At 70.1% G+C, this 25562-nt stretch carries 34 protein-coding genes; 19 read left to right on the forward strand and 15 right to left on the reverse strand.

The window, feature by feature from the left end:
* Positions 1-21: 21 nt before the first annotated feature.
* Complete coding sequence (locus tag NDI79_RS06730) at positions 22-1296, reverse strand: Nramp family divalent metal transporter (protein WP_310927713.1); 1275 nt, start codon at positions 1294-1296, stop codon at positions 22-24.
* 280 nt (positions 1297-1576) lie between these two features.
* On the opposite strand from NDI79_RS06730, the gene NDI79_RS06735 reads away from it, so the two are divergent.
* Together NDI79_RS06735 and NDI79_RS06740 are read left to right on the forward strand one after the other, a co-directional pair.
* Positions 1577-2353 (forward strand): sulfite exporter TauE/SafE family protein, encoded by a 777-nt coding sequence (locus tag NDI79_RS06735; protein WP_310927714.1) that lies wholly within the window; start codon positions 1577-1579, stop codon positions 2351-2353.
* Between the two features lie 36 nt (positions 2354-2389).
* Positions 2390-2617, forward strand: a complete 228-nt coding sequence (locus NDI79_RS06740; RefSeq protein WP_310927715.1) for a hypothetical protein — start codon at positions 2390-2392, stop codon at positions 2615-2617.
* A gap of 27 nt (positions 2618-2644) precedes the next feature.
* Here the strand turns inward: NDI79_RS06740 and NDI79_RS06745 are convergent, their stop codons facing one another.
* A complete protein-coding gene (locus tag NDI79_RS06745; RefSeq protein ID WP_310927716.1) occupies positions 2645-3415 on the reverse strand; it encodes a sulfite exporter TauE/SafE family protein in 771 nt (256 codons plus the stop codon).
* A 98-nt stretch (positions 3416-3513) separates the two neighbouring features.
* On the opposite strand from NDI79_RS06745, the gene NDI79_RS06750 reads away from it, so the two are divergent.
* A complete protein-coding gene (locus NDI79_RS06750; RefSeq protein ID WP_310927717.1) occupies positions 3514-3687 on the forward strand; it encodes a hypothetical protein in 174 nt (57 codons plus the stop codon).
* Between the two features lie 28 nt (positions 3688-3715).
* Here the strand turns inward: NDI79_RS06750 and gnd are convergent, their stop codons facing one another.
* A complete protein-coding gene (gene gnd / locus NDI79_RS06755) occupies positions 3716-4612 on the reverse strand; it encodes a phosphogluconate dehydrogenase (NAD(+)-dependent, decarboxylating) (protein ID WP_310927718.1) in 897 nt (298 codons plus the stop codon).
* A gap of 148 nt (positions 4613-4760) precedes the next feature.
* Between gnd and NDI79_RS06760 the strand changes: the two genes are divergently transcribed.
* The 3 genes from NDI79_RS06760 (at position 4761) to NDI79_RS06770 (ending at position 7419) form a co-directional block, all read left to right on the forward strand.
* Positions 4761-5159, forward strand: coding sequence for a CBS domain-containing protein (locus NDI79_RS06760; RefSeq protein WP_310927719.1), 399 nt, complete (start codon positions 4761-4763; stop codon positions 5157-5159).
* Between the two features lie 49 nt (positions 5160-5208).
* Entirely contained in the window at positions 5209-6342 is a 1134-nt protein-coding gene (locus NDI79_RS06765; RefSeq protein ID WP_310927720.1) for an aminopeptidase, read from the forward strand.
* A 180-nt stretch (positions 6343-6522) separates the two neighbouring features.
* Positions 6523-7419 (forward strand): DUF4397 domain-containing protein, encoded by an 897-nt coding sequence (locus tag NDI79_RS06770; protein WP_310927721.1) that lies wholly within the window; start codon positions 6523-6525, stop codon positions 7417-7419.
* 178 nt (positions 7420-7597) lie between these two features.
* On the opposite strand, the gene NDI79_RS06775 is transcribed toward NDI79_RS06770, so the two are convergent.
* Positions 7598-7732 (reverse strand): rubrerythrin-like domain-containing protein, encoded by a 135-nt coding sequence (locus NDI79_RS06775; protein ID WP_310927722.1) that lies wholly within the window; start codon positions 7730-7732, stop codon positions 7598-7600.
* Between the two features lie 133 nt (positions 7733-7865).
* Between NDI79_RS06775 and NDI79_RS06780 the strand changes: the two genes are divergently transcribed.
* From NDI79_RS06780 to NDI79_RS06790, 3 genes are all read left to right on the forward strand, one after another.
* Complete coding sequence (locus tag NDI79_RS06780; RefSeq protein ID WP_310927723.1) at positions 7866-8276, forward strand: 30S ribosomal protein S6e; 411 nt, start codon at positions 7866-7868, stop codon at positions 8274-8276.
* A gap of 13 nt (positions 8277-8289) precedes the next feature.
* Positions 8290-8724 carry a DUF7112 family protein gene (locus NDI79_RS06785; protein ID WP_310927724.1) on the forward strand — a complete coding sequence of 145 codons (435 nt, stop codon included), beginning with the start codon at positions 8290-8292 and terminating at the stop codon, positions 8722-8724.
* A gap of 73 nt (positions 8725-8797) precedes the next feature.
* Positions 8798-9289 carry a DUF5807 family protein gene (locus NDI79_RS06790; RefSeq protein WP_310927725.1) on the forward strand — a complete coding sequence of 164 codons (492 nt, stop codon included), beginning with the start codon at positions 8798-8800 and terminating at the stop codon, positions 9287-9289.
* Between the two features lie 16 nt (positions 9290-9305).
* On the opposite strand, the gene NDI79_RS06795 is transcribed toward NDI79_RS06790, so the two are convergent.
* Both NDI79_RS06795 and NDI79_RS06800 read right to left on the reverse strand, forming a co-directional pair.
* Positions 9306-9515 (reverse strand): DUF4177 domain-containing protein, encoded by a 210-nt coding sequence (locus tag NDI79_RS06795; protein ID WP_310927726.1) that lies wholly within the window; start codon positions 9513-9515, stop codon positions 9306-9308.
* A 126-nt stretch (positions 9516-9641) separates the two neighbouring features.
* Entirely contained in the window at positions 9642-10031 is a 390-nt protein-coding gene (locus NDI79_RS06800; RefSeq protein ID WP_310927727.1) for a hypothetical protein, read from the reverse strand.
* Positions 10032-10286: 255 nt separating this feature from the next.
* Between NDI79_RS06800 and NDI79_RS06805 the strand changes: the two genes are divergently transcribed.
* Entirely contained in the window at positions 10287-11363 is a 1077-nt protein-coding gene (locus NDI79_RS06805) for a DUF7972 family membrane protein (protein WP_310927728.1), read from the forward strand.
* Between the two features lie 27 nt (positions 11364-11390).
* Here NDI79_RS06805 and NDI79_RS06810 read toward each other — a convergent pair whose 3' ends face one another.
* The gene (locus tag NDI79_RS06810) at positions 11391-12638 is read right to left on the reverse strand and encodes a DHH family phosphoesterase (RefSeq protein WP_310927729.1); all 1248 of its coding nucleotides are present in this window, start codon (positions 12636-12638) and stop codon (positions 11391-11393) included.
* Between the two features lie 228 nt (positions 12639-12866).
* Between NDI79_RS06810 and NDI79_RS06815 the strand changes: the two genes are divergently transcribed.
* On the forward strand, positions 12867-13322 hold the full coding sequence (locus tag NDI79_RS06815; protein ID WP_310927730.1) for a hypothetical protein: 456 nt from the start codon (positions 12867-12869) through the stop codon (positions 13320-13322).
* Between the two features lie 22 nt (positions 13323-13344).
* On the opposite strand, the gene NDI79_RS06820 is transcribed toward NDI79_RS06815, so the two are convergent.
* Positions 13345-13806, reverse strand: coding sequence for a universal stress protein (locus tag NDI79_RS06820; RefSeq protein ID WP_310927731.1), 462 nt, complete (start codon positions 13804-13806; stop codon positions 13345-13347).
* 116 nt (positions 13807-13922) lie between these two features.
* On the opposite strand from NDI79_RS06820, the gene NDI79_RS06825 reads away from it, so the two are divergent.
* Entirely contained in the window at positions 13923-14381 is a 459-nt protein-coding gene (locus tag NDI79_RS06825) for a universal stress protein (protein WP_310927732.1), read from the forward strand.
* 56 nt (positions 14382-14437) lie between these two features.
* Here the strand turns inward: NDI79_RS06825 and NDI79_RS06830 are convergent, their stop codons facing one another.
* Both NDI79_RS06830 and NDI79_RS06835 read right to left on the reverse strand, forming a co-directional pair.
* Positions 14438-14977: a GNAT family N-acetyltransferase gene (locus NDI79_RS06830; RefSeq protein ID WP_310927733.1), complete on the reverse strand. Its 540-nt coding sequence runs from the start codon at positions 14975-14977 to the stop codon at positions 14438-14440.
* Entirely contained in the window at positions 14974-15342 is a 369-nt protein-coding gene (locus NDI79_RS06835; protein ID WP_310927734.1) for a universal stress protein, read from the reverse strand. Before NDI79_RS06835 ends, NDI79_RS06830 begins: the two co-directional genes overlap by 4 nt.
* A 121-nt stretch (positions 15343-15463) precedes the next feature.
* Here NDI79_RS06835 and NDI79_RS06840 point away from each other — a divergent pair, with 121 nt between their 5' ends.
* The gene (locus NDI79_RS06840) at positions 15464-16243 is read left to right on the forward strand and encodes a DUF5806 family protein (protein ID WP_310927735.1); all 780 of its coding nucleotides are present in this window, start codon (positions 15464-15466) and stop codon (positions 16241-16243) included.
* A gap of 16 nt (positions 16244-16259) precedes the next feature.
* On the opposite strand, the gene NDI79_RS06845 is transcribed toward NDI79_RS06840, so the two are convergent.
* Entirely contained in the window at positions 16260-16787 is a 528-nt protein-coding gene (locus tag NDI79_RS06845; RefSeq protein WP_310927736.1) for a DUF7529 family protein, read from the reverse strand.
* A gap of 87 nt (positions 16788-16874) precedes the next feature.
* Here NDI79_RS06845 and NDI79_RS06850 point away from each other — a divergent pair, with 87 nt between their 5' ends.
* Entirely contained in the window at positions 16875-17165 is a 291-nt protein-coding gene (locus NDI79_RS06850; protein WP_310927737.1) for a hypothetical protein, read from the forward strand.
* Between the two features lie 122 nt (positions 17166-17287).
* On the opposite strand, the gene NDI79_RS06855 is transcribed toward NDI79_RS06850, so the two are convergent.
* Entirely contained in the window at positions 17288-18586 is a 1299-nt protein-coding gene (locus tag NDI79_RS06855; RefSeq protein WP_425499584.1) for a dihydroorotase, read from the reverse strand.
* A gap of 57 nt (positions 18587-18643) precedes the next feature.
* Positions 18644-19357 carry a lipoate--protein ligase family protein gene (locus tag NDI79_RS06860; RefSeq protein ID WP_310927738.1) on the reverse strand — a complete coding sequence of 238 codons (714 nt, stop codon included), beginning with the start codon at positions 19355-19357 and terminating at the stop codon, positions 18644-18646.
* 52 nt (positions 19358-19409) lie between these two features.
* On the opposite strand from NDI79_RS06860, the gene NDI79_RS06865 reads away from it, so the two are divergent.
* Positions 19410-20342, forward strand: coding sequence for a DUF8155 domain-containing protein (locus tag NDI79_RS06865; RefSeq protein ID WP_310927739.1), 933 nt, complete (start codon positions 19410-19412; stop codon positions 20340-20342).
* 17 nt (positions 20343-20359) lie between these two features.
* Here the strand turns inward: NDI79_RS06865 and NDI79_RS06870 are convergent, their stop codons facing one another.
* Positions 20360-20833, reverse strand: a complete 474-nt coding sequence (locus tag NDI79_RS06870) for a DUF4385 domain-containing protein (RefSeq protein WP_310927740.1) — start codon at positions 20831-20833, stop codon at positions 20360-20362.
* 150 nt (positions 20834-20983) lie between these two features.
* Between NDI79_RS06870 and NDI79_RS06875 the strand changes: the two genes are divergently transcribed.
* Positions 20984-21484: a PaaI family thioesterase gene (locus NDI79_RS06875; protein WP_310927741.1), complete on the forward strand. Its 501-nt coding sequence runs from the start codon at positions 20984-20986 to the stop codon at positions 21482-21484.
* Between the two features lie 6 nt (positions 21485-21490).
* Here NDI79_RS06875 and NDI79_RS06880 read toward each other — a convergent pair whose 3' ends face one another.
* Complete coding sequence (locus NDI79_RS06880) at positions 21491-22096, reverse strand: cysteine hydrolase family protein (protein WP_310927742.1); 606 nt, start codon at positions 22094-22096, stop codon at positions 21491-21493.
* Between the two features lie 110 nt (positions 22097-22206).
* Here NDI79_RS06880 and NDI79_RS06885 point away from each other — a divergent pair, with 110 nt between their 5' ends.
* The 3 genes from NDI79_RS06885 to NDI79_RS06895 all read left to right on the forward strand — a co-directional run bounded on the left by NDI79_RS06885 (position 22207) and on the right by NDI79_RS06895 (position 25535).
* On the forward strand, positions 22207-23673 hold the full coding sequence (locus tag NDI79_RS06885) for an Hvo_1808 family surface protein (RefSeq protein WP_310927743.1): 1467 nt from the start codon (positions 22207-22209) through the stop codon (positions 23671-23673).
* A gap of 73 nt (positions 23674-23746) precedes the next feature.
* On the forward strand, positions 23747-25117 hold the full coding sequence (locus NDI79_RS06890) for an Hvo_1808 family surface protein (protein WP_310927744.1): 1371 nt from the start codon (positions 23747-23749) through the stop codon (positions 25115-25117).
* 34 nt (positions 25118-25151) lie between these two features.
* On the forward strand, positions 25152-25535 hold the full coding sequence (locus NDI79_RS06895) for a DUF7979 domain-containing protein (RefSeq protein ID WP_310927745.1): 384 nt from the start codon (positions 25152-25154) through the stop codon (positions 25533-25535).
* Positions 25536-25562: the final 27 nt, after the last annotated feature.

Raw genomic sequence — 25562 nt, forward strand, 5'->3', positions numbered from 1 at the left:
GTCTCGCCTCCCGCCGGCGGGTCAGAACCCGCCGGTGGTGAGCGTCTCGAAGAATCCGGGGGCCGAGGTGGCCGAGAGGAAGAGCGCCAACACCACGAGCACCAGGTTCGCGGCCGTCAGCGCGAGGCTGTTCGTCTCCTCGCCCATCGTCTCGGAGTCGTTGAGCGCCCAGAAGAGGAACAGCACCGTCACCGGGAGCCCGACGATGCCGTTGTACGCCGGGAACAGCAGAATCATGTCGACGACGCTCAGCCCGAAGAGTATCGTGACGAGCGGCGACAGGCAGCCGATTCCCGTCCCGATGGCGTAGATGATCTTGAAGTCGCGGCTCCCGCTGTCGACGTCCTTCCCGCGGGCGTTCTGGATCATGTACGCGGGCGCCCACATGATGGGGATGATGCTGTTGAACGCGGCCGCGACGGCGCCGAGCAGGAACAGCGTCATCGCCCACTGTCCGAGCACGTCGGCGAGCGCGCGGCCGGGGGTGATGAACGTCTCCAGGGACGTGTAGCCGGCCGGCCGGAGCACCGCCGCGGCGGCGATGAGGATGGCGATTGTCGTGACGCCGCCGACGGTGTAGCCGATGCCGAGGTCGCGCCGCATCGTCGAGACGTCGGCCTTCTCCGTCCAGCCCTTCTCGGAGACGAGGTTGGATTCGAGGAAGAAGTTCGGCCACAGCGCCGTCGTACCGACGATGCCGGCGGCGGACGTGAGCACGGCCGCCTCCCCGAACGACCCGAGTGCGGGGACGAACCCGGACGCCAGTGCGCCGACGTCGGGTCCGCTCGCGCCGGCGACGACGAGGTAGATGACGAGGAGGCCGAGCATCATCGCCGTCATGACGCGCTCGATGCCCTCGTAGTTGAGGACGCCCGTGACGATGGCCGCCAGACCGGTGAGGACGGCCAGCGGCATCCAGCCGACGGCGCCGCCCATGAGGATGGAGATTCCCTTCCCGACGGCGGCGGTGAGTTCGAGCGCCCACGCCACGCAGCCGACGGAGAGCAGCACCGCGACGGCGAGCGCGCCGGTCTGCCCGAGTTTCGACCGGATGAACGACATCAGCGACTCGCCGAAGATGCCGAGTCGAGCGCTCATGTCCTGTCCCATGAAGCCCAGCAGCGCCGCCCCGACGACGGCCCACGCGAGGGTGTAGCCGTACCGAACGCCGGCCGAGGAGGCGATGAAGACGGACCCGGACCCGAAGTAGCTCGCAACCATGACGAACGCGAGGCCGTACTCCTGGAAGAAGCCGCTCACGGTGTCCCGTAATCCGCTCTGCGACGTGGCCGCCATCTCAGTTCCCCCGCCGCTTCCGCGCCGTCCCTCGACGGCGTTCGATTCCGCGTCCGCCCGGCGACGACCCTCGACGGATCGGTACTCGCCGGAGCAGACGCTCGGCGCTACGACTGACTAATCGCATATATTCCCGCGAAATCACTACAAAAATATAGTATCTCCTGATACGGTTAAATCCGTGGACTGACGGGCGTGCGAGTGACTCTCAGCCGCTCTCGGCGGATTCGACCGGTCGGCCGCCGCCGGACTTTCCCGACGCACGCCGCAACTCCTCTCGATGGTCGCCTCGCTGTCGCCCGCGGTGCTCGCGTCGCTCGTCGCCGTCGCCTTCCTCGCCGGCGTCGGGAACACCGGCGTCGGCGTCGGCGGCGTCTTCGTCACCGCCGCGCTCTACGCGTTCACGGACCTCCCCTCCGAGGCAGTCGCCGGGACGGCGCTCGCGACGTTCGCGGCGACCGGCGCGCTCGGAAGCTACTCGTACGTTCGCTCGGGCGAACTGCGGGGTGAGGGCCGTCGGCTGGCGGCGCTCCTCGGCGCCGGCGGCGGCGTCGGCGTCCTCGGCGGCGTCGCACTCAACGACCTGCTTCCGACCGCGACGGTCGAGTCGCTGTTCGGCGCGGCGGTCGCAGTCGTCGGGGTCGTCGTCGCCGCCCGCGAACTGGCGGGGCTCCGGCCGGTCGCCGAGTTGGACCCCGAGACGGCGACCGGCGGGGCGTCGTTCGTCGCCATCGGCGCCGGCGTCGGCCTCGTCAGCGGTCTGCTCGGCATCGGCGGCCTCGCGGCCGTCGTCCCCGCTCTCGCGCTGCTGGGGGTTCCGCTCCTCGTCGCCATCGGCGTCGGACAGGTCGTCTCGGGGCTGCTCTCCCTCGTCGGCGCCGCGGGGTTCGCGCTCCGCGGCGCGGTCGAACCCGCCCTCGTCCTCGCCGTCGGCGTCCCGGAACTCGCGGGCGCCCTCGTCGGCTGGCGCCTCGCTCACGTCCTTCCGGAACGCCCGCTCTCGCTCGCGCTCTCGGCCGCTCTCGTGCTGTCGGGGGGATACGTGCTCCTCGGGTGAGCGGTCGGCGGTCCGCCGGTCGTCCGACAGATTCTCGTGGCCGAGGGAGCGACGGTCGGACGAGCGATGGAACTCACCTCGTGGATGCGGTCCGTTCGGAGCGCGCGCTCCGCGCTCGGCCGACACGTTCGAACGCGCCTCCGAGCGCGAACCGCCGACTCTCCCCGCCGCCTCTCGCGGACCGGGCTCCCGCCGAAGCCGTACGACGGGACGGACGCCACCGTGAGCGGGCTCTCCACGGGGGACGACGCCGACGGGGAGTAAACGGAGCGACGTTGGGCCGCCGCGGCGTCAAACCATCAGATAGACCCCCAAGACCACGAGCACGCCGCCGAGCGCGATTTTCAGTATCCGCGGCTCGATGCGCCGAGCGACCCCCCACCCGACGACGATGCCCGCGAGTTCGGGCACGGCGATGAGCGCCACCAGCGGGACGGACACCGCGCCGTCGAGGAGGTAGGCGGCCGTCGCCGGGGCGGCGACGAACACCGACTGCACCTGCGCGGCGGCCACCGCCGGCAGCAGGGGGACGCCGAGCGCTATCAGCAACGGAACGGCCAGCACCGGGCCGCCGACGCCGAGCAGGCCGCCGGGGACGCCGACGGCGAACCCGACGGCGCCGACGGCCAGCGCCCCCCTTCGAGTCGTGGGGTCGACGAGCGTCCGGCCGACGCCGTAGCGCTCGCGGTACCACGTCAGCAGGCCGGCGAAGACGACGAACGCGCCGAGCAGGACGGAGAACTCGTCGGCGGAGACGAGCGCGTTGATTCGCTTGCCGACGAGGGCGCCGACGCCGCCCGGGACGCTGAGCGCGACCGCCATCCGCTTTCCCGCGGCGGTTCGGAGTTCGCCCGAACGGGCGTACACCGCGGTGCCGAGCAGGCCCGCCGCGATGTTCGTCGCGCCGGCCGTCCCCGCCACGACCGCCGGCGACGCGGCCGTCAGTGCGAGCGCGATAGTGATGAAGACGCCGCCCGGGCCGATGGCCGTGATGCCGACGCCGGCGAGGAACCCGACGACGGCGAACAGGAGCACCGCGGACGCGGCGAGACCGAGGAACACGTCTCCTCTCAGACGCTTCCGGCGAAAAGACCCCTCGATTCGCGACGCCGCGGACCCCCCGACCGAACGGTTTTCTCCTCGCTCGTCGTTCCCCCCTCATGGCGAAGATAGTGTACGACGACGGCTCCGGCGTGGTCGAGTACGAAGCGCCGGCTATCGAGTACGACAAGACCCGCCGCGCGTGGGCGATTCGACAGGAGGGGGAGGCGCCCGTCACGGTGTACATCCCCGAGACGCGCGTCTTCCGAGTGGAGAAGCGCGGCGGCGCGTGAATAGGGTAGCTCCGTCGTCTCGCTCCCGCTACTCCTCTCGCACTATCTCGTGTCGGCCGAAGCCGTAGCGCAGACGGTTCGCCAGCCGACGCGAGAACCGGGCGTCGTCGCGGCTTCCGAACCGCTCGGCGAGCGCCTGGTAGATGAGCGGCACCGGCACCTCCCGTTCGAGCGCCTCCTGCACCGTCCACGTGCCCGTCGACCCGCCGGAGACGTGGTCGGCGACGGTTCCGAGGTCGGTCCCCTCCTCCCGGAAGGCCTCCTCGCAGAGTTCCAGCAGCCACGAGCGGATGACCGCGCCGTTGTTCCACGTCTTCGCGACCGATTCGAGGTCGAGGTCGTAGCGGCCGTTCGCCAGCAGGTCGAACCCCTCGCCGTACGCCTGCATGAGGGCGTACTCGACGCCGTTGTGCACCATCTTCACGTAGTGGCCCGACCCGACCGGCCCCATCCGGTCGTGGCCGTCCGGCCCGGTCGCCACGGCGTCGAAGACGGGCGTCATCGCCTCGTAGGCCCACTCGGGGCCGCCGACCATGAGCGAGAAGCCGAGTTCGGCGCCCGCCGGGCCGCCGGAGGTGCCGCAGTCGAGGTAGGCCGCCTCGACCGTCTCCGCGCGGCGGACCGATTCCTCGAAGTGGGAGTTGCCGCCGTCGACGACCACGTCGTCGTCGTCGAGGAGGGGGCCGAGTTCGTCGAGCGTCGCGTCCACGGCGTCGCCCGCCGGCACCATGAGCCAGATTCGCTTCTCCTCGCCGAGTCTGTCCGCGAGGTCTTCGAGGCCGTCGGCGGGCGTCGCACCCGCCCCGGCCGCGGCGGCCGTCGCCTCCTCCGAGAGGTCGAACGCCACCACGTCGTGCCCGGCGTCGAGCACGCGGTTCACCACTATCTGCCCCATCCGCCCGAGTCCGACGACGCCTATCTGCATGCGTGGCCGTCCACCCGCGGGGGAGGTAGTGGTTCCGATTCGACGGACGCGCTCTCCTTCTCGGCCTCCGCTCTGCCCCCGACGCTCCTGTCTCGCCCTCGACACCCCCCGACGCGCCTTTGTACCGTGCCACTGTATCTCACGAACGATGCTCGACGAACTCCTCAGGACCGACGCACCGACCGCAGCACCGGACACGCCCGTCGCGGACGTCGCGGCGGCGATGCGCCGGGGGGACGACGACGCCGTCGTCGTCCTCGCCGAGGACCGTCCGCTCGGCGTCGTCACGCCGGCGACGCTCGGTCGGGCCGTCGTCGCCGGCGACGACCTGAGCGGGGAACTCGTCGGCGAACTCCTGCCCGAGGACCCGGTGACGATTCGGCGCGTCGCGACGCGCGCGGACCTCGTGGCCGTCTTCGGTCGGGAGGGCGTCCGGGAGGCCGTCGTCGTCGACGACGCCGACCAGTACGTCGGCATCGTCACCTTCGACCACGTGCTGGCCGCCTACGCCCGCGAGTTCGACGCCCTCCTCGACTTACTGGAGTGAGCCGGGTCGCAGACGCGACCGTTTTCCGCCTCCCCGCCGAACCGCCGCCATGGACCAGCGAACCCGAGAGCACGCCGAGGTGCTCGTCGACTGGAGCGCCCGCATCGAGGCGGGCGACGACGTGGTCGTGAGCGTCGCGGAGGGCGCGCACGAACTCGCCGTCGCCGTCGCCGAGAAACTGGGCGACCGCGGCGCGAACGTCGTCACCACCTACGCCTCCGAGGAAGTCTCCCGCGCGTACCTCCGCGCGCACGACGGGGAGTTCGAGACGGCCGAACACGAACTCACCCTGTACGAGAACGCCGATTCGGTCCTCTTCCTCGGCGGCGGCCGCAACACGTTCGCCACCGCCGACGTGCCCGGCGAGACGCGGCAGGCCGCCGCGCGCGCGGCCGAATCCGTCCGCGAGGCGCGCATGGCCACCGACTGGGTGTCGACGGTCCACCCGACGCGGTCGCTCGCCCAGCAGGCCGGGATGTCCTACGAGGCGTACCGGGAGTTCGTCTACGAGGCCGTCCTCCGCGACTGGGAGTCGCTGGCCGAGGAGATGGCGAAGATGAAGGAGATTCTCGACGAGGGGTCGGAGGTCAGACTCGTGAAGGGCGAGGACACCGAGCGAGACGGTGGCACCGGACCGTCCCGAGCCACCGACCTCACTATGTCCGTCGAGGGCCGCACGGCGGTGAACTCCGCCGCCTCCGTCGCCTACGACTCGCACAACCTCCCGTCGGGCGAGGTGTTCACCGCGCCGTACGACCCCGAGGGCGAGGTGTTCTTCGACGTGCCGATGACCATCAACGGCACGCGAGTGCGGGACGTGCATCTGACGTTCGAGGGCGGCGAAGTCGTCGACTTCGCGGCCGAGTCGGGCGAGGACGCCCTCGGCGACGTGCTCGACACCGACGCGGGCGCGCGCCGCCTCGGCGAACTCGGAATCGGGATGAACCGCGGCATCGACCGCTTCACCGACAACGTGCTGTTCGACGAGAAGATGGGCGACACCGTCCACCTCGCGGTCGGCCGCGCCTACGACGCCTGCCTCCCGGAGGGCGAGGCGGGCAACGACTCGGCCGTCCACGTCGACATGATCACGGACGTGAGCGAGGACTCGCGGATGGAAGTCGACGGCGAAGTCGTCCAACGGAACGGCGTCTTCCGGTGGGAGGAGGGGTTCGAGGGATAGCCGTCGGAGAGTCGCGTCCGGTGCGGTCGGCCGACGCCCGGACGAGCGTCTTCCGGCCTGTTTCCGCCGCACCTCTTGAACGGCACCGCCACCGAAGTGCTACGGCGTTGTGCGTCGGGCCCCACTAGTCGGTATTCGACGCGGAGCGGGACTTCCCCTCCCGACGTCGAAGGAGATTCCATGAAATCCCACAGATTCCTCGACAACAGGCGAACAGCGCTGGCGCTCGCGGCCATCCTCGTAGCCAGTCTCGTGGCGGTCGGCGGCGCCGTCTCCGCGCAGTCCTCCGACACGGACCCGCAGCACACATCCTATCTCCGAGTCGTCCACGCGTCGCCCGACGCCCCGCCGGTCGACGTGTACGTCGACAACGAGACGGTCCTGACGGACGTGCCGTTCGGCGCCGTCAGCGACTACCTGGCCCTGGAGGCCGGCACGTACAACGTCAGCATCACGGCTGCCGGCGACCCCGACACCGTGGTGTTCGACGACGAGGTCTCCCTTGACCCGCGCACCGTGACCACGCTGGCCGCCAGCGGTGAGATAAGCGAGGACGCGGAGACCGAGTTCGGTCCCGCGTTCTTCCCGGACGACGCGCTGACGCCCGACGAGAACGAGTCGGCGGTCAGTATCGTCCACCTCTCGCCCGACGCGCCCGCCGTCGACGTCACGGCGGCCAACGGGAGCGTCGTGCTGGCCGACAACGTGACCTACGGGAACGCGACGTCGTACGTGACCGTTCCCGCGGGCGACTACAGCGTCGAGATACGCGAGGAGACCGAGGAGAACGACGGTCACGTCGTCACCTCGGTGAACGTCTCGCTGGCCGGCGGCACCGCGTACTCGGCCCTCGCGGTCGGCTACCTGAACCCCGACGACGCGCCGGCCGAGACGCCCTTCGAGGTCGTCCTGACCGAGGACGCGACGTCGACGCTCGAGTTCCCGTCCGACGACGAGGAGGGCACGGCGACCGAGACGGAGACCGAAACGGAAGCGGAGACGGAGACTGAAGCGGAAACCGAGACGGAGACAGAGACAGAGGCCGGAACCGAGACCGAAGTGCCGACGGAGTACTGAGCGCTCCGCCGGTACCCTCCGTTCTTCGACTCGACCGGTCGAGTCGACGGCCGAGACCGCGTTTTTCCACCGCCGACGCGTTCGATTCGCTACCGGCGCGTCCGCTTCCCGGTTCCCGGAGATGCGGGCGCGGGAGCGGTCGCTCTCCCCGACCACGGACGGTCGCGGCGTCTCGCTCTTATTCCTGCGCGCGGGCGACGTTGTGCATCTGTCTGCCGCACCGCGGGCACATCGTCGTCGGGTCGCCGGGTTCGGACCGGAAACTGCACCGCGTGCACTCGTACCACCGCGACCGGTCGAACGGTTCGCTCATACGGATAGTACGCGTCTGCTAGTGTTTAATGTTATCTAGTCCCACACTAGACGTTCACTCGGCCCACGAACCGGGCTGAGAGGGGGCAGGCGCTTTCGACGTACTTTTTACCGGCAGTCGTTTGAATCCACCCATGGCAGAATTCCAGGTTGTCGTCTCCGACCCCGACGCGGGTGACACCCACCAGTTCGAGGTCGACGGACAGGACGCGAACCGATTCCTCGGCCGAGACATCGGCGACGAAGTCGACGGCGGCGCCGTCGGCCTCGACGGCTTCACGCTCGAAATCACGGGCGGGTCCGACGAGGCGGGCCGTCCGATGCGCGAGAACGTCGCCGGGTCAGACCTCAAGGAACTCCTCCTCGAGGGCGGCGTCGGCTACAAGCCCTCCCGCGAGGGCGAGCGAAAGCGCGTCACCGTCCGCGGTCGGCAGGTCTCCGACGAGACGGCGCAGGTCAACGTCAAAGTCGTCGACGGCGGCGACGTGGCCGCGGCCCTCGGCGAGGGCGACGCGGACGAGGCCGCCGAGGACGACGAAGAGTAACACCCCCGCCACCGTGTCGGAACGCGTCCCCAGCGATCACGACTCGGTGTCGTCGTACCGCGCGAAAATCGCGCGTAGCGGCGGCACTCGCCGGCCCTGCCTCCGCCTCCCCGACGAGGCGGCCGTCGCGGACGGCGACCTGATTCGCCTCTCCCTCGGCGGCGACCTCTATCACGCCCGCGTCGTCGCCGACAGTTCCGGCCGCCTTCTCCGCGGCGCCTACGACAACAAGCGCCTCGCGCGGACGCCCGGCGACGGCGAGAACCGCCTCGTCGAGTGGTGCGAGGAGACCGGGCGCGGCCCCGGGTCGGCCGTCGAAGTCGACGAACTCGACGCGGGTTACTGCTACGGCGTGCGCGAACCCGGAAAGCGCGTCGTCTACACCGTGCCCGACCGGCCGAACGAGTCGCTGGCGGACATCGCCGAATCGCTCGGCCGCGACGAGTGAGGCGGGACTCGGAAGGCGAACGGACGAATCGGAGTGCAGGCGACTTTTACCGTTCCGCCGGCATCCTCTCCCCATGAGCAAACTCGACGAGTTCCTCGCGGGCGACCGCCACGAGGACGTGGCGCTGTTTCTGACCGACGAGTACCTCGACAGCGACGGCAAACTCTCCAGTCTGGGCGAGGAAGTCGAGGACGGCTACGTGCTCGTCGTCGACGGCGACGACGGCCGGAGCGCGTTCTCCGCCGGCACCGGCATGGACGCCATGGAGTTCTCGCGCACGGCGATGGAGGAGGACGGGCACGTCCACCGCGACCTCGGCGGCGGCGAGTGCCCGGAGGAAGGGGGCGAAGGAGACGACGGCGAGGACCACCACGTCGAGTTCATCTTCGCCTTCTCGGAGGCGCGCAACGAGGAGGTCGGCGGCCTCTACGCCCGCGGAGAAGTGGTTCACGCCTACGCCCACTGCGCCTGCGGCGCGAACTACTCCGACAAGTGGGTCGTCGGCGAGGAGGTGGAGACGGGTGTGCAACCCGGCGAGTCCGAACCCGCCCACGAGAGCGAGTAGTCGCCGCTCCTCCGCCTCACTCGGACCCGAACGAGGCGGGGGCTCGACGCTCGAAGATGAGGAACTTGGTCCCGCCGCCGGTGTAGTCTATCGTCTCGACGAGTCGCCAGCCGTCGGCCGCCAACTCGTTTATCTCGTCTTTCGGGTTCGCGGACTCCTTTTTCAGCGCTTCGCGCGGCACCCGAAGCGTCTCGTACTCCCAGCGGTCGTCTTCGTGTCGGCTCACATCCGAACGTGCGGCCGGAGGCGGATAGCTACTCCGACCGGGTCGCCGGCCGGCGGTCGGCGGTCCGTCGTGGGTCACCGGTCGCGGCTCACGGTCGGTCGTCAGTTCGGGTTCGCCCGTGACCGACTACGGGTATCTGGTCCCGCGGACGGTCACGTTGTACGTGTCCACGACGGTCCCGTTGACGGTGTTCACCGCCACGATTCGCGACCGGGTCCCGGTCGGAATGGGGAGGGAGACGGACGTCTGACCGGCGTCGACCGACGTCGCGTAGAAGGAGGACCCGTCCTCCCTGATGACGTTGAGGCGGGTGACGCCCATCTCGGTCGTCGCGGCGGGCGTGAGCGTCACCGACCCCTGCACGGACGAAGTTCCCCACTCGCTGACCGTCGAAACCCGCTCGAACACCGGCGAGTCGTCGGCCGAACTGATCGACGGACTCACCGTCAGACATCCCGCGGTGACGACCAGCAACGCGACGGCGGCAACGGCGCACAGTCGCCGGTTCGAATTCATTCGCTCGACGGTTCGAACGGCGCTTATATCACTCCTTCGACCTTAATATAAGGAAAATATATGCGTTAAAAAGCCGGCGAACGATGCCTGAGAGGCAACGATAAAGCCGCCGACCGTCGAGGGGACTACTACTTCTACTGCTATGCCCGAACACAGACGGGAGCGCCGCGAGGCGTTCACCAAGCGCCGCCGGCGGTACCGAGTCCGAACGCCCGGCGAGACGCCGACCGACGCCGTTCGCGGAGTGGCGCCGCGATGACCGACGAGCCGTCGGACACCATCGACACGCGCGAGGAGGACCCGAACCTCGACCAGTCCGGCATCGACGACAACATCGGCACGGAGAACACGATGCGCAAGCGCGGCGGCGAGACGCGCACCAAGACGTGGTTGGTGCTCGACGGCAGTCGCCTCCTCGTCACCGCGATGCTGGGACTGCTCATCTTCGGCGTGTTCGTCTTCGGAGGCACATTCTACTACCAGTACTACCTCACGGACGCCCTGACGGCTGACACCGTCGAGACGGTGTTCTCGACGATGATCAGCGCCATCGTCACCGGCGTCACGCTCACGCTGACCATCTCGCAGATCATCATCTCGCAGGAGAACGGCCCGCTGGGCGACCAGCGCGAGCGGATGAGCAACACGATGGACTTCCGGGAGTACACCAAGGAGATGACCGGGTCGCCGACGCCCGCGGACCCCTCGGCGTTCCTCCGCTCGCTCATCTTGGAGAGTCGAGACTACGCGAAGGACCTCCGCGAGTCGGTCGCCGACAGCGACGACGACGACCTCCGCGCGGAGGTCGACGAGTTCACCGAGAGCCTCGTCGGGAACGCCGACGCCGCCGAGGAGAAACTCGAAGGGCGGAAATTCGGGTCGTACACGGTGGTCTCGGCGGCCCTCGACTACAACTACGGCTACAAGATATTCCAGATCGAACGCATCGCGGACGACTACAAAGACACCATCGGACGGGAGACGGAGGTACTCCTCGACGACCTGAAGACCGTGCTCTCGATGTTCGGACCCGCCCGCGAGCACATCAAGACGCTGTACTTCGAGTGGGAACTCATCAGCCTCTCGCAGAACATCCTCTACCTCGCCGTGCCCGCGCTCATCGTCGCCGGCTTCGTGACGACGTACCTCGGCGGAAGCGCGCTCTCGGGGACGGTGCTCGGCGTCCCGAACCTCATCTGGGTGACCTCCGCGGCGTTCGCAATCACGTCGCTGCCCTTCCTGCTCCTCATCTCCTACATCGCGCGCATCGCGACCATCGCGAAGCGGACGCTCGCCATCGGTCCGTTCATCCTCCGGGAGTCACAGCGATAATCCGCCGCGGACGGGCCGTCCGGCCTGCTACCGCTCCGTGTCGACGCCCTCGTCTTCGTCCTCGGCCGCCTCTTCTTCGGCCGCTTCGGCGACGCGTTCGAACGCCGCGAGGATGACGCGCTTCGTCGCCGCGCCGTTCGTCGTCCAGTGGTGCGCGTAGTCCAGCATGTCGTCGTAGATGTCGGGCTTACAGCCCGCGGCCTTCGGGTGACCGCCGCCGTTCACCTGCCGGGCCACCTCGTGGGCGCGCTCGAAGTCCTCCGAACCGCGGATGCTGGCGCTCCCGGCCGGCTTGACGACGACGGCGGCGTCGGCCCCGCGTTCGCGCAGGCCCTCGGCCACCTCGTTCTGCGAGCACCGGCCGTAGGTGACGCCGACCGTCCACGGGCCGACGCGCTTCAGTTCCGCGCGGTCGAGGGCGGCGTCGATGAGTTCCTCCTTCTCCACGCGCCGGAGTTCGATGAACTGCTCGACTACCTCCGGGAGGTCCACGCCGTAGGCGCCGACGACGGCGACGTACTCCTCGGGGCTGACCCAGTAGGCGTAATCCGAGAGGTCGTCGCTCCGCTCGTCCTCCTTCAGCCACAGGTCGTGGTCGCGGGTCACTTCCGCGAGTTCGGTCCACCGCTCGTCGAACTCGTAGTCCACGGAGCGCAGCGTCACGTCCGTCGAGCACTCCTCGTCGGACTCGCCGACGACGAGGTCGACGCCCGCCTCGCGGACGGCCGCGGCCGTCTCCTCGTCCCACTGGTGGTGGTCGTACCACGCGACGGAGGACGCACGCTCCAGCAGGGCGTCCAACTCGTCTTCGACCCACTCGTACTCGTCGGGACAGAGGTCGCAGACGTAGGCGTCGATACCGTCGGGGGCGTACTCGGCGACCCGTTCGAGCGCCTCGTCCAGCGAGTACGGCCCCGCGCCGACCAGGGCGACGGTCGACCGCGGCGGCTCCTCCTCTTCTTCGTCCGCCTCGGATTCCTCCTCGTCGTCTATCGGCCCCTCCGACTCCCAGCGCTCGACGCGGCGGGCCACGTCGTCCTCGAACGTCGCCACGTCGAGGGCGGCGCCGTACATCTCTCGAATCAGCGCGACGCAGCCGAGTCCGTCCGCGTCGGTGTCGGCGACGACGACGGCCTCGGCGCCCTCGACGGCCTCGGCGACCCTCTCCTCGGCGCGGTCCTCGTCCAGCGAGTCCGGGTAGAAGAAGCCCGCGCCGGGCAACTGCGACTTCCGCGAGAGCGACAGGCGGGAGCTGTCGATGAGTTCGTCTTCCATACCGGGGCGAGGGGAGCGGGGGTGAAAGAGCCGGTGGTCTCCGCCACCGCGGCGGGGCCGCCGACCCGGATTCGAGAGCCGTACGTACCGCTCCGTACCGCTCCTAGAAGCGTTCATCCCCCGCGCCGCCGCGTATCAAGACGAGCGAGGCGACCCGCCGGGGACGACTCCGGAGACCCGCACGCCCGCTTCGCCCATCCCGCTCGCGGCGCCCGTTCACCACCACCCATGACCGAGACAGACGCTCCTCGGACGACCGACGACGACGACTCGGCGGCCCGAATCGACCCGCGCTTCGTCGAGGGGCGGGGCCGCCTGGTCCTGTTCGGCGGGGCGTGCTGGCTCGCCCTCGGGGCGGCCGTCGACATCGGCCCCGTCGTCTGGGGCGGCGTCCTCATCGTCGCGGGGGCGTTCGGCCTCGACACCGCCGGGAAACTCGCCCGCTACCGCGCCCTGCCGATACCGAGCGCCGACCGGTTCACGCTCGGCGCGACGCGGACGCTCCTCGCCCTCGCGGCCGTGGCGGTCCTCGCCGGCTACGCGTACGGCCGGTACGGCGGCGGGGCTCGAATTTTCCGGTCGCTGGCGGCCGTCGGCGTCGGATGCGGACTGCTGCACGTCGCCGCGCGGTCGCTGTGTCTTCCGAACGGGTCGGCCGTCGACGGCGACGCGTCCCCCGAGTGACGCGCGGCCCTCGCGCGCCGACTCAGACCGACTCGGGCGTCCCGGTCGGCCCCTCCTCGTCCTCCGCCAACTGCCGGACGGTCAGCACCGGGACCGGACAGGTGCGGACGACGCGCTCCGCGACCGAACCGATGAGGAACCGGTTCTCGCCGTGTCTGCCGCGCGTCCCCATCGCTACCACGTCGGCGTCCACCTCGCGGGCGTAGTCGCCGACGACGGTGGCGGGCCGCCCCTCGCGAACCGCCGCCGTCACCGGCCGGTCGGTCTCGGTTTCGACCTCCGAGAGGGCGCGTTCGCCGCGTTCGGTGAGGGCCTCGCGCATCTCCTCGCGGAGTCGCTCCGGCGAGGACTCCACCTCGCCCGCGTCGACGACGTACAGGGCGTGAACCGACGCGTCGAACCGGTCGGCGAGGTCCAGTGCGACGCCGACGGCCCGGCGGACGCTCTCGGACCCGTCGGTCGCGATGACGATGGTGTCGAACATGCGCGGCGCTACGGCGGTCGGTGGCTTAAAACCACAGTCACGCTCCCCCGAACCCCCGCCCGAACCGCCAGCCCGCGGGGTGGGTCTTTTTGACGGCGGCCGTCTCATCCTCCCGTATGACTGACCGCCGTCCGTTGGACGTGAATCTCGTCCTCGTTCCCGTCGACCGGAGCGAGGAGTCCACGAACGCCGTCGAACACGCCGCCGCCGTCGCCGCCGAGTACGGCGCCGCGGTCCACGCCGTCCACGTCCTCGGCGAGGACGTGGTCCGCGCCATCGAGAACGGCGCCGTGGACGAGGAGGACGTCGCGGCCGACAGCGCGGCCATCGAACGGACCGCCGACGACTTCGCCGAACGCTACGGCGTCGACATCGCCACATCGGTCGCCTACGGCTTCTCCACGCAGTCGAAACTCCGCCACCCGGGCAGCGTCATCCTCGACACGGCGGACGCGCTGAACGCGGACTTCATCGTCGTCCCGCGCGAACCGATGTCGGGCGACCCCGGCGAGGTGCTGGCGAAGGCGGCCGAGTACGTCCTCCTGTACGCCAGCCAGCCCGTTCTGTCGGTGTAGGCGGCGCGGAACTCCTCGCCTCGCGTTTCGCTTGCCGGCCGCTCGCTCCGCCCGCCTCAGCCCTCGGCGAGGCGGAGCGTCATCTCCAACTCGAAGCTCTCCGAATCGCTCGTCTCGAACCCCATCTTCTTGTAGAGGCCGACGGCGGCGCGGTTCCACCGCTCGACGGTCAGCCACACCTTCTCCACGTCGTTCTCGGCACCGTGGCCCAACAGCACCTCCATGAGGTACGTCCCGATGCCGGCCTCCTGGTACGCCTGCAGCACGAAGATGGCGAGTTCGGAGGCGTCGCCGTCGGGGACGAGCGTCGCGTGCCCGGCGGCGTCCTCGCCGTCCCACGCGACCACGTTCAGACAGCCCTCTCCGAGGATGTTGTCCAACCAATCGCGGATGCGGCGCTCCTGTCCCGGCGGGATGCCCTGCGCCCGGTCGGCCGGGTCGAACGCGGTGTACATCTCCACCAGCGCCTCGAACTCCTCGTCGCTCCCGTCGTGGGGTCGAATCTCTATCTCGCGCCCCTCGCGGTCCTCGAACGAGAACGGCGGAGTCTCGAACGGCCCGGCGACCTCGTCGGGATAGCGGCGTGACTCGCTCATCGGACCAGAGACACCGTCACGTGCGAGTTCAGGAGGACGAACTCCGCGATGCTCCCGAGGTTTATCTTCCCCATCGGACTCGTCTGTCCGCCCCCGATGACGATCTGCTCGAAGCCCTCCTCCTCGGCGGTGTCGACCAGTCTGCTGCCGGGGTCGCCCTCCAGGTGGCGTATCTCGGCGTCGACGCCCGCGTCGGCGAGAATCTCTTCGACTCGGGCTTCGATCTCCTCGCGCGTGCGGTCGGAGTCGTCGTTCTCGACGACGGCGACGGTCAACTCGTCGCCCGCCGCGGCCGCCCGCGAGACGGTCTGTTCGACGGCCCGTATCGAGTCCTCGCTCCCGCCGACGCCCAAGAGCACCTTCATGGGAGGTGGTGTCGCGGCCGCGGTAAAAAACAGTTCCCCGTCTCGGCCGCCGGTTCCGTCCGGCGACGCCCGAGCGCGGTCCGACGGAACGCTTTTCCGCCGCGCAGGGATACCCCGCGGTATGACCGACGAGGACCCGACGGCGGCGGACCGCGAGGACCGGGCCGACGCCGAGGCGGGGGGGACGGAGGAGACGGGGTCGAAGCGCGACGCGGCGGCCGAGTCGGCGTCGACGAGGGACACGGCGGCGTCGACGGAGGCGACGGCGGACGCCGGGAGCGACTCGGCCGACGAGTCCGCATCCGAAGGGACGGCCGACGACCCGACCGACGCGGCTTCCGACCCCGAGATTCCGCGCGACGTGCAGAAGTACGCACGCTTCAAGAAGATGGACGGCGCGCAGTACGACCGGGTGAACGAGTTCCTGCGCGACCGGACGTACATCACCGCCCGCGAGTGGGCCATCGCGCGCCTCTGCTCGGACTTCCGCACCGAGACGGGCGTCGAGATGACGAAGATAGGCGAGAACCTCCCCGAGTTGGTCCCGTTCATGACTGACACCTACTCGCCGCAGGCGGTCAATCAGGCCCGGTCGTCGTTCGAGGGGAAGGTACAGAAGGCGGGCGCGACGTTCCTCTACGGCGCGATGTCGGGCTTCTTCACCGCGGAGGAACTGGACGAGTTGATGTACGAGGTGACCGAGGTGGCGAAGTTCCTCCTCGAAGTCGAGGGCGTCGACCTCTCGGTGGAGGACGAACTCGAAGCCGAGGAGCGAATCTCCAGCGTCATGCGCGAGGTACGCGACGCCAGCGCGGACCTGCGGCGCGAGGAGACGGCCGAGGACAGTGAGGACGCGAATGCGGACGCGGGCGCCGGCGCGGACGCCGACACCGACGACTGACCGAAGCGCTTCTCCCTCACTTCCCGCCGGACAGCAGCGTCTCCGGGTCTGTCAGCGCCAACTCGACCCGCCGGTCGGCCGACGGCGGCCGCACGTACAGGCGCATCTCGCCGCGCGCTTCGACCCGTTCGAGCATCGGCGCCGCGGCCCCTCTCGGGTAGTACACCGGGACCGCGACGGCCTCGGCGTCCGACCCGTTCTTCAGCATGACGACGGCGAACACCGTCTCTCCCTCCTCCGTGCGGGACACGTCGTGAGCGTCGAAATCCCCCGCCTCGACCAGTCGCTCGGCCGCCTCGAACTCCTCGGCGGGAACGAGGATGTCGAGTCCGGCGCGGTCCGTTCCGCCGGTATCGACGTACGCCGGCACCGGCCGCACCTCGCCGGGGTGGAGTTCGGTGACGGCCCACCCGACGTCGCGGTATGCCGCCGCCGTCGCCTCCATCTCGTCGACGACGGCGTCCCAGAACGCCCGCGCGTCGGAACGTGGGGGCGACTCGGAGGAGTTCCGCCCACGTTCGGGTCCTCGATTCGGGTCGCTCACGTCCCGGTTTCGGCCCGCGAGCGGGGAAAACGTTCCCGCCGAGCGCGAAGTGAAACGCTCTTTGCGCGAGGGCGAGCGGTTCGGACCGTGACACCGCTCACCCCTCTCGCGCGCGTCGCCGGCGGGGCGTTCCTCGTCGGCCTCCTCGCCGGCGTCGCGGCCCTCGTCGTCGCCGCCGCGTTCTCCGGCGTCGCCGACGGCGCGGACACGACGCTTCTGTTCGGCGCCCTGTTCTTCGGCGTCGGCCTCCTCGGCCGGTCGTGGTCCGCGCGGACCGGCGCGGACGCACGCCGGGAGATGACCCGCGTCGGCGGATTCGGCGCGGGCGTGATGGTCGCGGCGGCGACGCTCGGGGCGGTTCTGGCTAGGTTCATGTAGGGGGACGGCACCACCCCCGCCGTGACGTAGATTCAGCCCCGAGTCGACCCGCGGCAGTCCGGCGCCCGACTCGGGACTCTCCTCCATGCCGGCAGTTCGCTCTCCCCCTCCGCGCAACTACCTCACTCGCGGACGTTCTCGCCGTCCGCGTCCTCGAACGACCCGTTCTCGTAGACGACGCGTCCGCGGACGACCGTCGTCTCGGGGAAGACGCCGCGCATCCCCTCGAACGGCGTCCATCCGCAGTTCGAGTGCAGGTCCGCGCCGCGAATCTCCCGGCTCTCCTCGGGGTCGAACAGCACGAGGTCCGCGTCCCGTCCGACCTCGATTCGACCCTTCGACGGCAGGTCGAATATCTCGGCGGCGTTGGCGGCGGTCACGTCGCGGACGCGTTCGTACGATATCTCCCCCCGCCGCGCCCGTTCCAACAGGAGCGGCAGCATCGTCTCGACGCCGGGGACGCCGCTCGGCGCCTCCCACAGTCCCACGTCCTTCTCGGCGCGCGTGTGCGGCGCGTGGTCGGTTGCGACGGCGTCTATCTCGCCGTCGACGAGGCGCTCCCACATCGCCGCGCGGCGCTCCTCGCTCCGGAGCGGCGGGTTCATCCGGCCGTACGTCCCCAACTCGGTCGCGTCCTCCCGCGAGAGAAAGAGGTGGTGCGGCGTCACCTCGCACGTCGCGCCGCCGGCCGTCGCGGCGTCGACGCCCTCGGGCGTGCTGGTGTGCGCGATGTGGACGTCCGCGCCCGACTCGGTCCCCACCTCGACGGCGCGTTCGACGGCCGCCGCCTCGGCCTCGGCGGCGCGGTACTGACTCCACACGTCGGCGTCGGCCGCCCGACCCGTCCCGCCGGCGTCTCGCTCTCTGGCCGATTCGTCGAACAGGTCGGCGTCCTCGGCGTGGACGGTGACGGTCACGCCCGCCTCGGCGGCCCGTTCGGCCGCGTCGGCGAACAGGTCCGCCTCGATGCCCATATCGCCGGTCGAGTCGGCCAAGAAGACCTCTCCCAGCGCGAACAGCGGCCGGTCGAACAGCGAGTCCGGGTCCCACTCTGGCGTGACGCCGCCGCTGATTCCGAAGTCGACGACAGATTCGGCCGCCAGCGCCTCCTTGCCGTCGAACGCCTCGCCAGAGACGGTCGGCGGCGTCGTGTTCGGTTGGTCGGCGACGACGGTGACGCCGCCGGCGGCGGCGCTTCGGGACCCGGACGCCCACGTCTCCTTGTGCGAGAAGCCGGGTTCGCGGAAGTGGACGTGCGGGTCGACGGCGCCCGGAAACAGCATCTTTCCCGACGCGTTCAGGACGCGGTCGCCCTCGCGCGGGTCGAGCGACTCCTCGACGGCGGCGATGCGCTCCCCTTCGACTCGAACGTCGCGCACGCGGCCGTCGGCCAGCGTCGCGTCGGTGACGAGCAGTGACATACCAGTCCGTCCCGCGCGGGGGAGCGTAAGCCCCGCGGTTGCCGTCGGGGCCGACGTCTACTCTGCGATGTCGCCCGCCTCCTCGACCCGTCGCTCCGCGTCGCCGACGAAGGCGTCTTCGAGGGCGCGGCAGACGCGTTCCGAGTCGGCCGGGCCGCCGCCGCGCGCGACGCTGCCGACCGACTCGGGGTCGAACGGCACGCCCAGCGCCTCGTAGACGGGGTCCAGCACGGCCGCGAGTTCCTCGTGGTCGGCGACGACGACGACGCCGGAGACGAGGGCGGCGTCGCGGCGGACGCGCTGAGCGATGCCGCATATCTTCCCGTGCGCCTGCACGGAGTGAGCGCCCGGACAGAACGATTCCGGGGGTTCGCCCCGCCGCGCCGCGACGCCGAGTCCCCGGAGGGCGCGGACGACGGCCGTCGTCGCCGCCTCGTAGCGGTCGTCAAGTCCGGCCCGCCCCTCGCCGGCGGGCACCGCGGAGGCGAACGCCACCGTCCGCCCGGTGTAGGCGACGGCGCGGCCGCCGACGCTCCGCTCGACAGTCGGGTAGCCGCGCGACTCGGCCGCTTCGCGGGCCCGGTCGTACCCCTCGGTGCGCGCGTCCCGGCGGCCGAACGCTACCTGCCGGTGCGGCGTCCACGCGCGGAACCCGGGTTCGCCCGTCTCGCCGGCCGCCTCGCGCATCCGTTCGGTCGCCGCTCGGTCGGCCTCCCGCGTCGCCGCGCGTCCGCGGACCACGCGGACGGTCGACCCCTCGTCACCGCTCATGGCCGAGACAGGTCCCGACGCGCCTAAGCCCTCCCGGTCCTCCGGTCCGGGTATGGACGGCGACGAACGGTCCGACGCGTCACCGACCGGCGCTGACGGGGAGGACGGGACCGTGACGCTCCCGGAGTCAGTGCTCCGGCGGTACCGGCGGTTCTCGCTGTACAACTCGCCGTACCCGGCGCACGACCGCGGGCGCGCCGTCGACCTCTACCCGGCGACGAACGAGGGACTCTCGCCCGTCGCCGGCGAGGTGTTGGAGACGCGGACGGTCCGCGCGCCGCCGAAACCGTACGCGCACGAGTCGGAGTACCTGATTCTGGTCGACGCCGGCGACTACGTCGCCCGCATCCTCCACGTCGAACCCGCCGTCGAGGCGGGCGACCGAGTCGAAGCGGGCGACTCGCTCGGTCCGATGGTCCGCTCCGGGTTCTTCGCGCCGTGGGTCGCAAACCACGTCCACGTCGGCTTCCGGCGGCACGACCAGAACCTCCGGCGCGCCTCCGGGTCGCTCCCCGTCGTCGCCGACGTCGCGGTCGAACCGCTGGCGTGGGACGGAACGGGCACCGTCGTCGAGGCGGCCGAGACGTACGCGCTGCTCGACGCGCCCGACCACCCAGCCCCCGGCGAGGCGTTCGCCGGCATCGCGGCCGACGACGGCCGCGTCCTCGACGGCGGGTTCGCCCACTACGCGGGCGGCGGCGTTCTCACCCGCGGTGACGGCGCCTCGTGGAGGACAGGCGAATCCGACGGCCTCGACCCCGTCTCCTTCCTCGGCCACCCGATAGGCGAGGCGACGGGCCGCGACGTGGCGTGGCGCGATATCGAGGTGCTGGCGAACGGCGAGCGAATCACCGGCCTCTCGCTGTTCGCCGCCGTCGACCCCGAGTTCGGTGCGAAACTCGTCTGCCCCGGCCGCGAGTTCGCCGTCGGCGAGGAGGTGCGCGTCGAGGTGCGCGACACCGACGACCCGGTTCGACTGGGCTGAGTCGCGGCGCCGGTCGCCTACCCGCGCCGCTCGCGGTGCTCGTCCTTCATCTCCCGATACTTCTCGTCGTCGCGGACGCGTTCGAGGTACTCCTCGAAGACGACCGCGGCGGCCCGCTTCCCCTCGTCGGCCCACTCCTCGGGTTCGCGCTCCTCGCCGTCGTCGTACTTCTGCCCGCCCGGATACCGCGCGTAGCGCATCGACCGCGTGTACCCCATCTGGAGGTACTTGCGAGCCATGTCCATCCCGACGAAGTCGCCCTCCTCTCGGTAGGACTCGTAGCGCTCGTAGATGGCCCGCGCCGACTCCTCGGCGGACGCCTCGTCGGCGTACGACCAGTGCGGCAGGAGTTCCGACTTGTACGGTTCGACCTTGAAGACGTCCTCCTCGCCGCGGCCGATGTCGTACTCCTCGGGGTGTTCGCGGAAGTCGACGTCGTGCTCGGGGCCGTTCTCTCCCTCTCCGCTTCCGTCGCCGCCGCCCTCGCTCATGCGTTCGCTGCGGACCGGTCGCGGTTGCCTCTGACGGCCGCCCGCCCTGTTCTGGTCCGCTCCGAGGGCGACTCCCCGACGTTCGCGCACCGAAGAAACTGTAAACTCCTCACCGGTGGCTACATACGTTCCGGCGTCGGGGAGGGGTACATGAGCGACGACGCCGAGGGGCTTCCGGACGACGCCGTCTCGTTCGTCCAGCGCTACATCGAGGAGGAGCACGGCTACCTCTCGTGGCTGGGTACGGAGGTGAACGAACTCGAACCGGGGCGGGCCGTGATGACCGTGCCGTACGACGAGAAACTGACGAACACGACGGACCCGCCGACGGTCCACGGCGGCATCGCGGCGACGCTCATCGACACCGCCGGCGGCATCGCCCAGCGGACGATGCTCGACGACCCGCTGACCGGCGGCGTGGCGACGGTGAACCTGAACGTGAACTACCTCCGGCGCGCCGCGGGCGACCTGCGGGCGACGGCCGAAGTGGTGCGTTCGGGCGGCACTATCGGCGTCAGCACCGTCACCGTGGTCAGTCAACTCCCCGACCGGGTGCAGGAGGACGACGAGGCGTTCGAGCGGTGGCAGGGGACGACGGAGGAGGAGGCCGTCGCCACCGGACAGGGCGCGTTCCGCCTCTTCCGGGACTGAATCTCCTTACTCGAACCGAATCTCACCGCGCGTCGCCACCTCGCCGAACAGCCATCCCGCGTGGTCCAGCGCGTACTCCTTGTGGTCGTCTTCGATGGCGCCGATGGCGTCCTCGACGAGCACCGGTCGGTAATCCCTGAGACCGGCGCTCCCGGCGGTGTGGAGGACGCAGACGTTCGCCAGCGTCCCGCAGAACAGCAGGTCTTCGATACCGTGGGCGTTCAGCCACCCGTTCAGCTCCGTCTCGTGGAAGGCGTCGTAGGTGTGCTTGACGACGACGTGATCCTCCTCGAGCACGTCCAGTCCGTCGGCGAGTTCGGCCTCCCACGACCCTTCGAGGACGTGCTCGCCCCAGCGCTCGAACTCGTCGTAGTAGTGCGCGCCGTCGAACTGCTCGGGCGGGTGGACGTCCCGCGTGTACACTATCGACGCGCCCGCCTCGCGCGCGTCGTCGACCAGCGCGGCGGCGTCGTCGACGACCGCCTCGCTCGACGGCGCGTACAGGCTCCCGTCCGGGTCGCAAAAGCCGTTCTGAAGGTCCACGACGACGACGGCGGTGCGGTCGGGGTCGAAGACGTACTCAGTCTCGTTCTCGTTCTCGCTCTCGCTCATACGCGTTCGAACCGGTGCCGACACCAAAACGGTACCTCGACCGGTGGGTTCGCGGGCCCGTCGCCGCGGAAAAAACTACTTCCCCGAGCGGTCCCACCGAACGGTATAACATGTTACCGCGACACGGAATCGCCGCTGTCACCCTCTCTCTGCTCTTGGTCCTCGCGGGCTGTGCGGCGCCGGCGGACGAACCCTCACTCGCCGGAGGCGGCGCCGGCGCCGTCTCGGACACCTCCGACATCGCCTCGCCGGACGCGAACTTCTCGGACCCCGACGGCGACCCCCTGGGCTGGGAGGGGGGCTACTGGTACAACGAGTCCATCGACGTCGACCAGTCCGATGGCCTCTCGGACGCCGAACTGGACGCGTACGTGGCACGGTCGATGGCGCGCGTCGAGTACCTCCGACACGAGGAGTTCACGGAGAACGTCTCCGTCGACGTACTGAGCCGCGCCGAGTACCGTCAGCGGTCGTCGAACCGGTCGGCGAACCAGTCCGCGAACGCCGAGGCGTTCGGCGAGTGGAACAACCAAGTGTGGGAGGCGCTGTTCGTCACCGGCGAGGGGAACGACAGCCAGGAGGCCATCAGCGGAACGCAGGGCAGTTCGGTCGCCGGCTTCTACTCGCCCCGCGACGACGCCATCACGATAATCACGAACTCGCCGGAGTCGCCCACCATCGACAACGCGACGCTGGTCCACGAACTCACCCACGCCCTCCAGGACCAACACTACGACCTGACGAGCGAGAAGTACAGCGCCGAGACGCAGGACGGCGAGTTGGCCGTCGACGGCGCCATCGAGGGCGACGCGAAGTACGTCGAACTCCGCTACGCGAGCATGTGCGGCGGCGAGTGGGCGTGCGTCCCCTCCCCGACGACTGAGGGGGGGTCGAGCGGGTCGGCCGGTTCCGTCAACTACGGTATCTTCCTGACCATCTTCCAGCCCTACTCCGACGGCCCGGTGTACGTCCACGACGTCATCGAACGCGGCGGCTGGGAGGCGCTCGACGAGATGCTGCGGAACCCGCCCGTCTCGACCGAACAGACCATCCACTCCACCGACGAGGAACCCGTCCCCATCGAGTATCAGAGCAGGGCGACGAACGGTTGGTCGACGTTCGCCGAACAGGGACAGGGCGGCTCCGACACGGTCGGCGAGGCGTCGATATTCACGATGTTCTGGTATCAGGCGCGCACCGCGAACGCCGACACCGTCCCGGTTCGGAGCATCGCGGAGACCGAGAGCCGGTACGACACGTACAACTACGACGGCGTGCCGTCGAACGGGTGGGCCAACGACCGCCTGTTCCCGTACGAGAAGTCGACCGGCGGCGGCGAGGAGTACGGCTACGTCTGGGTGACCGAGTGGGACACCGAGGGCGACGCCCAGGAGTTCCGCGACGCGTATCTGAACATCCTCGCCGCGCACGACGCGGTCGAGCGAGGTGAGAACACGTGGGTCGTCGAGGACGGGCCGTTCGCGGACGCCTTCCGCGTCCGGATGGACGGCACCCGCGTCGTCGTCGTCAACGGACCCACCGTCGACGCCGTGAACGACATCCGATCGCGGAACTGAGCGGTTTCGCCCGGGTTCCTTCTTCCATCCTCCCCGCCGAGACTGTTTTCTACGACCGTTCCCACTCTCCCGTGTGAACGATTCGCAGCCCGCTCTCGCCCCGGTCGCGCTCGCGGTTCTCCTCGTCGCGTCCGGTTGTGCCGCGCCCGTCGCCGACCCCTCGGCGCTGCCGCCGTCGTGGTCGTGGCCCGACGACCCGCCGACCGACCGCATCGGCTGGGAGGCGGGCTACTGGTACAACGAGTCCATCGACGTCGACCAGTCCGACGGCCTGAACGAGAGCGAACGCGAGGCGTTCGTCGCGCGGACGATGGCCCGCGTCGAACACATTCGAGAATTGGAGTTCCGGCAGTCGGTGCCCGTCGACGTCGTGACCCGCGAGCAGTACCGCAGCGAGTCAGGCGTCTTCCGGAGCGACCCCGACCCGTGGCGCGAACAGGTGTACGAGGCGGCGTTCCTCGTCGGCGAGAACGAGTCGGTGGCGGACGTGCTCAACCAACTGTACGGCGGGGCCATCGCGGGCTACTACACCCCGAGCGACGACCGAATCGTCGTCGTCAGCGACGGCGAGACGCCGACGATGAGTCGGGCGACGCTGGCGCACGAACTCGTTCACGCCCTCCAAGACCAACACTTCGGCTTCGCGTCGACGCCGCCGACGCACGACGGGCGCATCGCGGAGAACGGCCTCTCCGAGGGCGACGCCAACTACGTCGAGGCGCTGTACGCCGAGCGCTGTTCGGCCGAGTGGGACTGCGTCCCGACGCCCGACACCGAGGCCGGCGGCGGGTCGGACTTCGACTTCGGCGTCTACCTCACTATCTACGCGCCGTACAGCGAGGGGCCGGAGTTCGTCCACGCCCTCCGCGAACGCGGCGGGTGGGACGCCGTGAACGCCGCCTACGACGACGCGCCGACCACCTCGGAACAGATTCTCCACCCGGAGGCGTACCCCGACGAGGGGCCGGCGGACGTGACCGTCCGGGACCGCTCCTCGGCGGCGTGGTCGCGGTTCGACCGCGACCGGCCGACCGACCGACTCGGCGAGGTGTTCCTGTACACCGCCTTCTGGGACACCGGCGCGGTAGACAGAACGTCGCTCCGGCGGCAGGTCGGTCGGTACTCGCGGTACAACTACACGTCGAACGCGACGGCCGGGTGGGGGGGCGACGAACTCGTCCCGTACCGGAGCGGCGACGGCGAGTTCGGCTACGTCTGGGCGACCGAGTGGGACACCGAACGCGACGCGCGGGAGTTCCGGACCGGGTACGCGGAGTCGCTCCTCGTGGGGAGCCTCAACGCGACGCGCGTCGAACCGGACGTCTACGTCGTCGAGGACGGGCCGTTCGCGGACGCCTTCCGCGTCCGCCGGTCCGGCACGCGCGTCACTATCGTCAACGCGCCCACCGTCGGGCGGTTGGACGGGGTTCACGCCGATTCGTGACAAAGCACTTACTCTCCCGACGAAATCGACGTATATGGACCCGCGAAGACCCGCCCTCGCGACCCTCCTGACGCTCGTCGTCCTCGCCGGCTGTCTCGGCGGACCGGGAACGACGCCGACGCCCGACCCGTCCGCGACTGCGACGGCGACGCCGACATCGACGCCGACCGAACGACCGCCCTCGACCGAGGACTGCCCCGCCTACGTCTCCGTCGACCCCGTCGACGAGGTGCCCGGGGATGCAACGGTGACTCCGTATGGGGACCTCTCCGAGGAGCGGCGAAGCGAGTTCGAGACGGCGCTGTCGGAGGGCAACGCCGAGGTCGAGGACGGCGGCGAAGCCTACTCGTTCTGGGTGGACCGCCCGTACGTCCGGTACGAGGGGACCGTCTATCGGGCGGTCGTCGCCGTCTGCTGACTCGTCTCCGGGCCGAGTTCGACCCGA

Source organism: Halogeometricum sp. S3BR5-2 (assembly GCF_031624635.1).
GTDB classification, from domain to species: Archaea; Halobacteriota; Halobacteria; order Halobacteriales; family Haloferacaceae; genus Halogeometricum; species Halogeometricum luteum.

Excerpts from the sequence above, each read along its gene's own strand:
- NDI79_RS06875 (WP_310927741.1), top strand. The coding sequence starts at position 20,984 with ATGAGCGACGACGCCGAGGGGCTTCCGGACGACGCCGTCTCGTTCGTC.
- NDI79_RS06860 (WP_310927738.1), bottom strand. The coding sequence starts at position 19,357 with ATGAGCGGTGACGAGGGGTCGACCGTCCGCGTGGTCCGCGGACGCGCG.
- NDI79_RS06800 (WP_310927727.1), bottom strand. The coding sequence starts at position 10,031 with ATGAATTCGAACCGGCGACTGTGCGCCGTTGCCGCCGTCGCGTTGCTG.
- NDI79_RS06765 (WP_310927720.1), top strand. The coding sequence starts at position 5,209 with ATGGACCAGCGAACCCGAGAGCACGCCGAGGTGCTCGTCGACTGGAGC.
- NDI79_RS06790 (WP_310927725.1), top strand. The coding sequence starts at position 8,798 with ATGAGCAAACTCGACGAGTTCCTCGCGGGCGACCGCCACGAGGACGTG.
- NDI79_RS06815 (WP_310927730.1), top strand. The coding sequence starts at position 12,867 with ATGACCGAGACAGACGCTCCTCGGACGACCGACGACGACGACTCGGCG.
- NDI79_RS06820 (WP_310927731.1), bottom strand. The coding sequence starts at position 13,806 with ATGTTCGACACCATCGTCATCGCGACCGACGGGTCCGAGAGCGTCCGC.
- NDI79_RS06770 (WP_310927721.1), top strand. The coding sequence starts at position 6,523 with ATGAAATCCCACAGATTCCTCGACAACAGGCGAACAGCGCTGGCGCTC.
- NDI79_RS06880 (WP_310927742.1), bottom strand. The coding sequence starts at position 22,096 with ATGAGCGAGAGCGAGAACGAGAACGAGACTGAGTACGTCTTCGACCCC.
- NDI79_RS06870 (WP_310927740.1), bottom strand. The coding sequence starts at position 20,833 with ATGAGCGAGGGCGGCGGCGACGGAAGCGGAGAGGGAGAGAACGGCCCC.
- NDI79_RS06805 (WP_310927728.1), top strand. The coding sequence starts at position 10,287 with ATGACCGACGAGCCGTCGGACACCATCGACACGCGCGAGGAGGACCCG.
- NDI79_RS06885 (WP_310927743.1), top strand. The coding sequence starts at position 22,207 with ATGTTACCGCGACACGGAATCGCCGCTGTCACCCTCTCTCTGCTCTTG.
- NDI79_RS06830 (WP_310927733.1), bottom strand. The coding sequence starts at position 14,977 with ATGAGCGAGTCACGCCGCTATCCCGACGAGGTCGCCGGGCCGTTCGAG.
- NDI79_RS06825 (WP_310927732.1), top strand. The coding sequence starts at position 13,923 with ATGACTGACCGCCGTCCGTTGGACGTGAATCTCGTCCTCGTTCCCGTC.
- gnd (WP_310927718.1), bottom strand. The coding sequence starts at position 4,612 with ATGCAGATAGGCGTCGTCGGACTCGGGCGGATGGGGCAGATAGTGGTG.
- NDI79_RS06730 (WP_310927713.1), bottom strand. The coding sequence starts at position 1,296 with ATGGCGGCCACGTCGCAGAGCGGATTACGGGACACCGTGAGCGGCTTC.
- NDI79_RS06855 (WP_425499584.1), bottom strand. The coding sequence starts at position 18,586 with ATGTCACTGCTCGTCACCGACGCGACGCTGGCCGACGGCCGCGTGCGC.
- NDI79_RS06810 (WP_310927729.1), bottom strand. The coding sequence starts at position 12,638 with ATGGAAGACGAACTCATCGACAGCTCCCGCCTGTCGCTCTCGCGGAAG.
- NDI79_RS06835 (WP_310927734.1), bottom strand. The coding sequence starts at position 15,342 with ATGAAGGTGCTCTTGGGCGTCGGCGGGAGCGAGGACTCGATACGGGCC.
- NDI79_RS06750 (WP_310927717.1), top strand. The coding sequence starts at position 3,514 with ATGGCGAAGATAGTGTACGACGACGGCTCCGGCGTGGTCGAGTACGAA.
- NDI79_RS06760 (WP_310927719.1), top strand. The coding sequence starts at position 4,761 with ATGCTCGACGAACTCCTCAGGACCGACGCACCGACCGCAGCACCGGAC.
- NDI79_RS06865 (WP_310927739.1), top strand. The coding sequence starts at position 19,410 with ATGGACGGCGACGAACGGTCCGACGCGTCACCGACCGGCGCTGACGGG.
- NDI79_RS06840 (WP_310927735.1), top strand. The coding sequence starts at position 15,464 with ATGACCGACGAGGACCCGACGGCGGCGGACCGCGAGGACCGGGCCGAC.
- NDI79_RS06780 (WP_310927723.1), top strand. The coding sequence starts at position 7,866 with ATGGCAGAATTCCAGGTTGTCGTCTCCGACCCCGACGCGGGTGACACC.
- NDI79_RS06895 (WP_310927745.1), top strand. The coding sequence starts at position 25,152 with ATGGACCCGCGAAGACCCGCCCTCGCGACCCTCCTGACGCTCGTCGTC.
- NDI79_RS06775 (WP_310927722.1), bottom strand. The coding sequence starts at position 7,732 with ATGAGCGAACCGTTCGACCGGTCGCGGTGGTACGAGTGCACGCGGTGC.
- NDI79_RS06735 (WP_310927714.1), top strand. The coding sequence starts at position 1,577 with ATGGTCGCCTCGCTGTCGCCCGCGGTGCTCGCGTCGCTCGTCGCCGTC.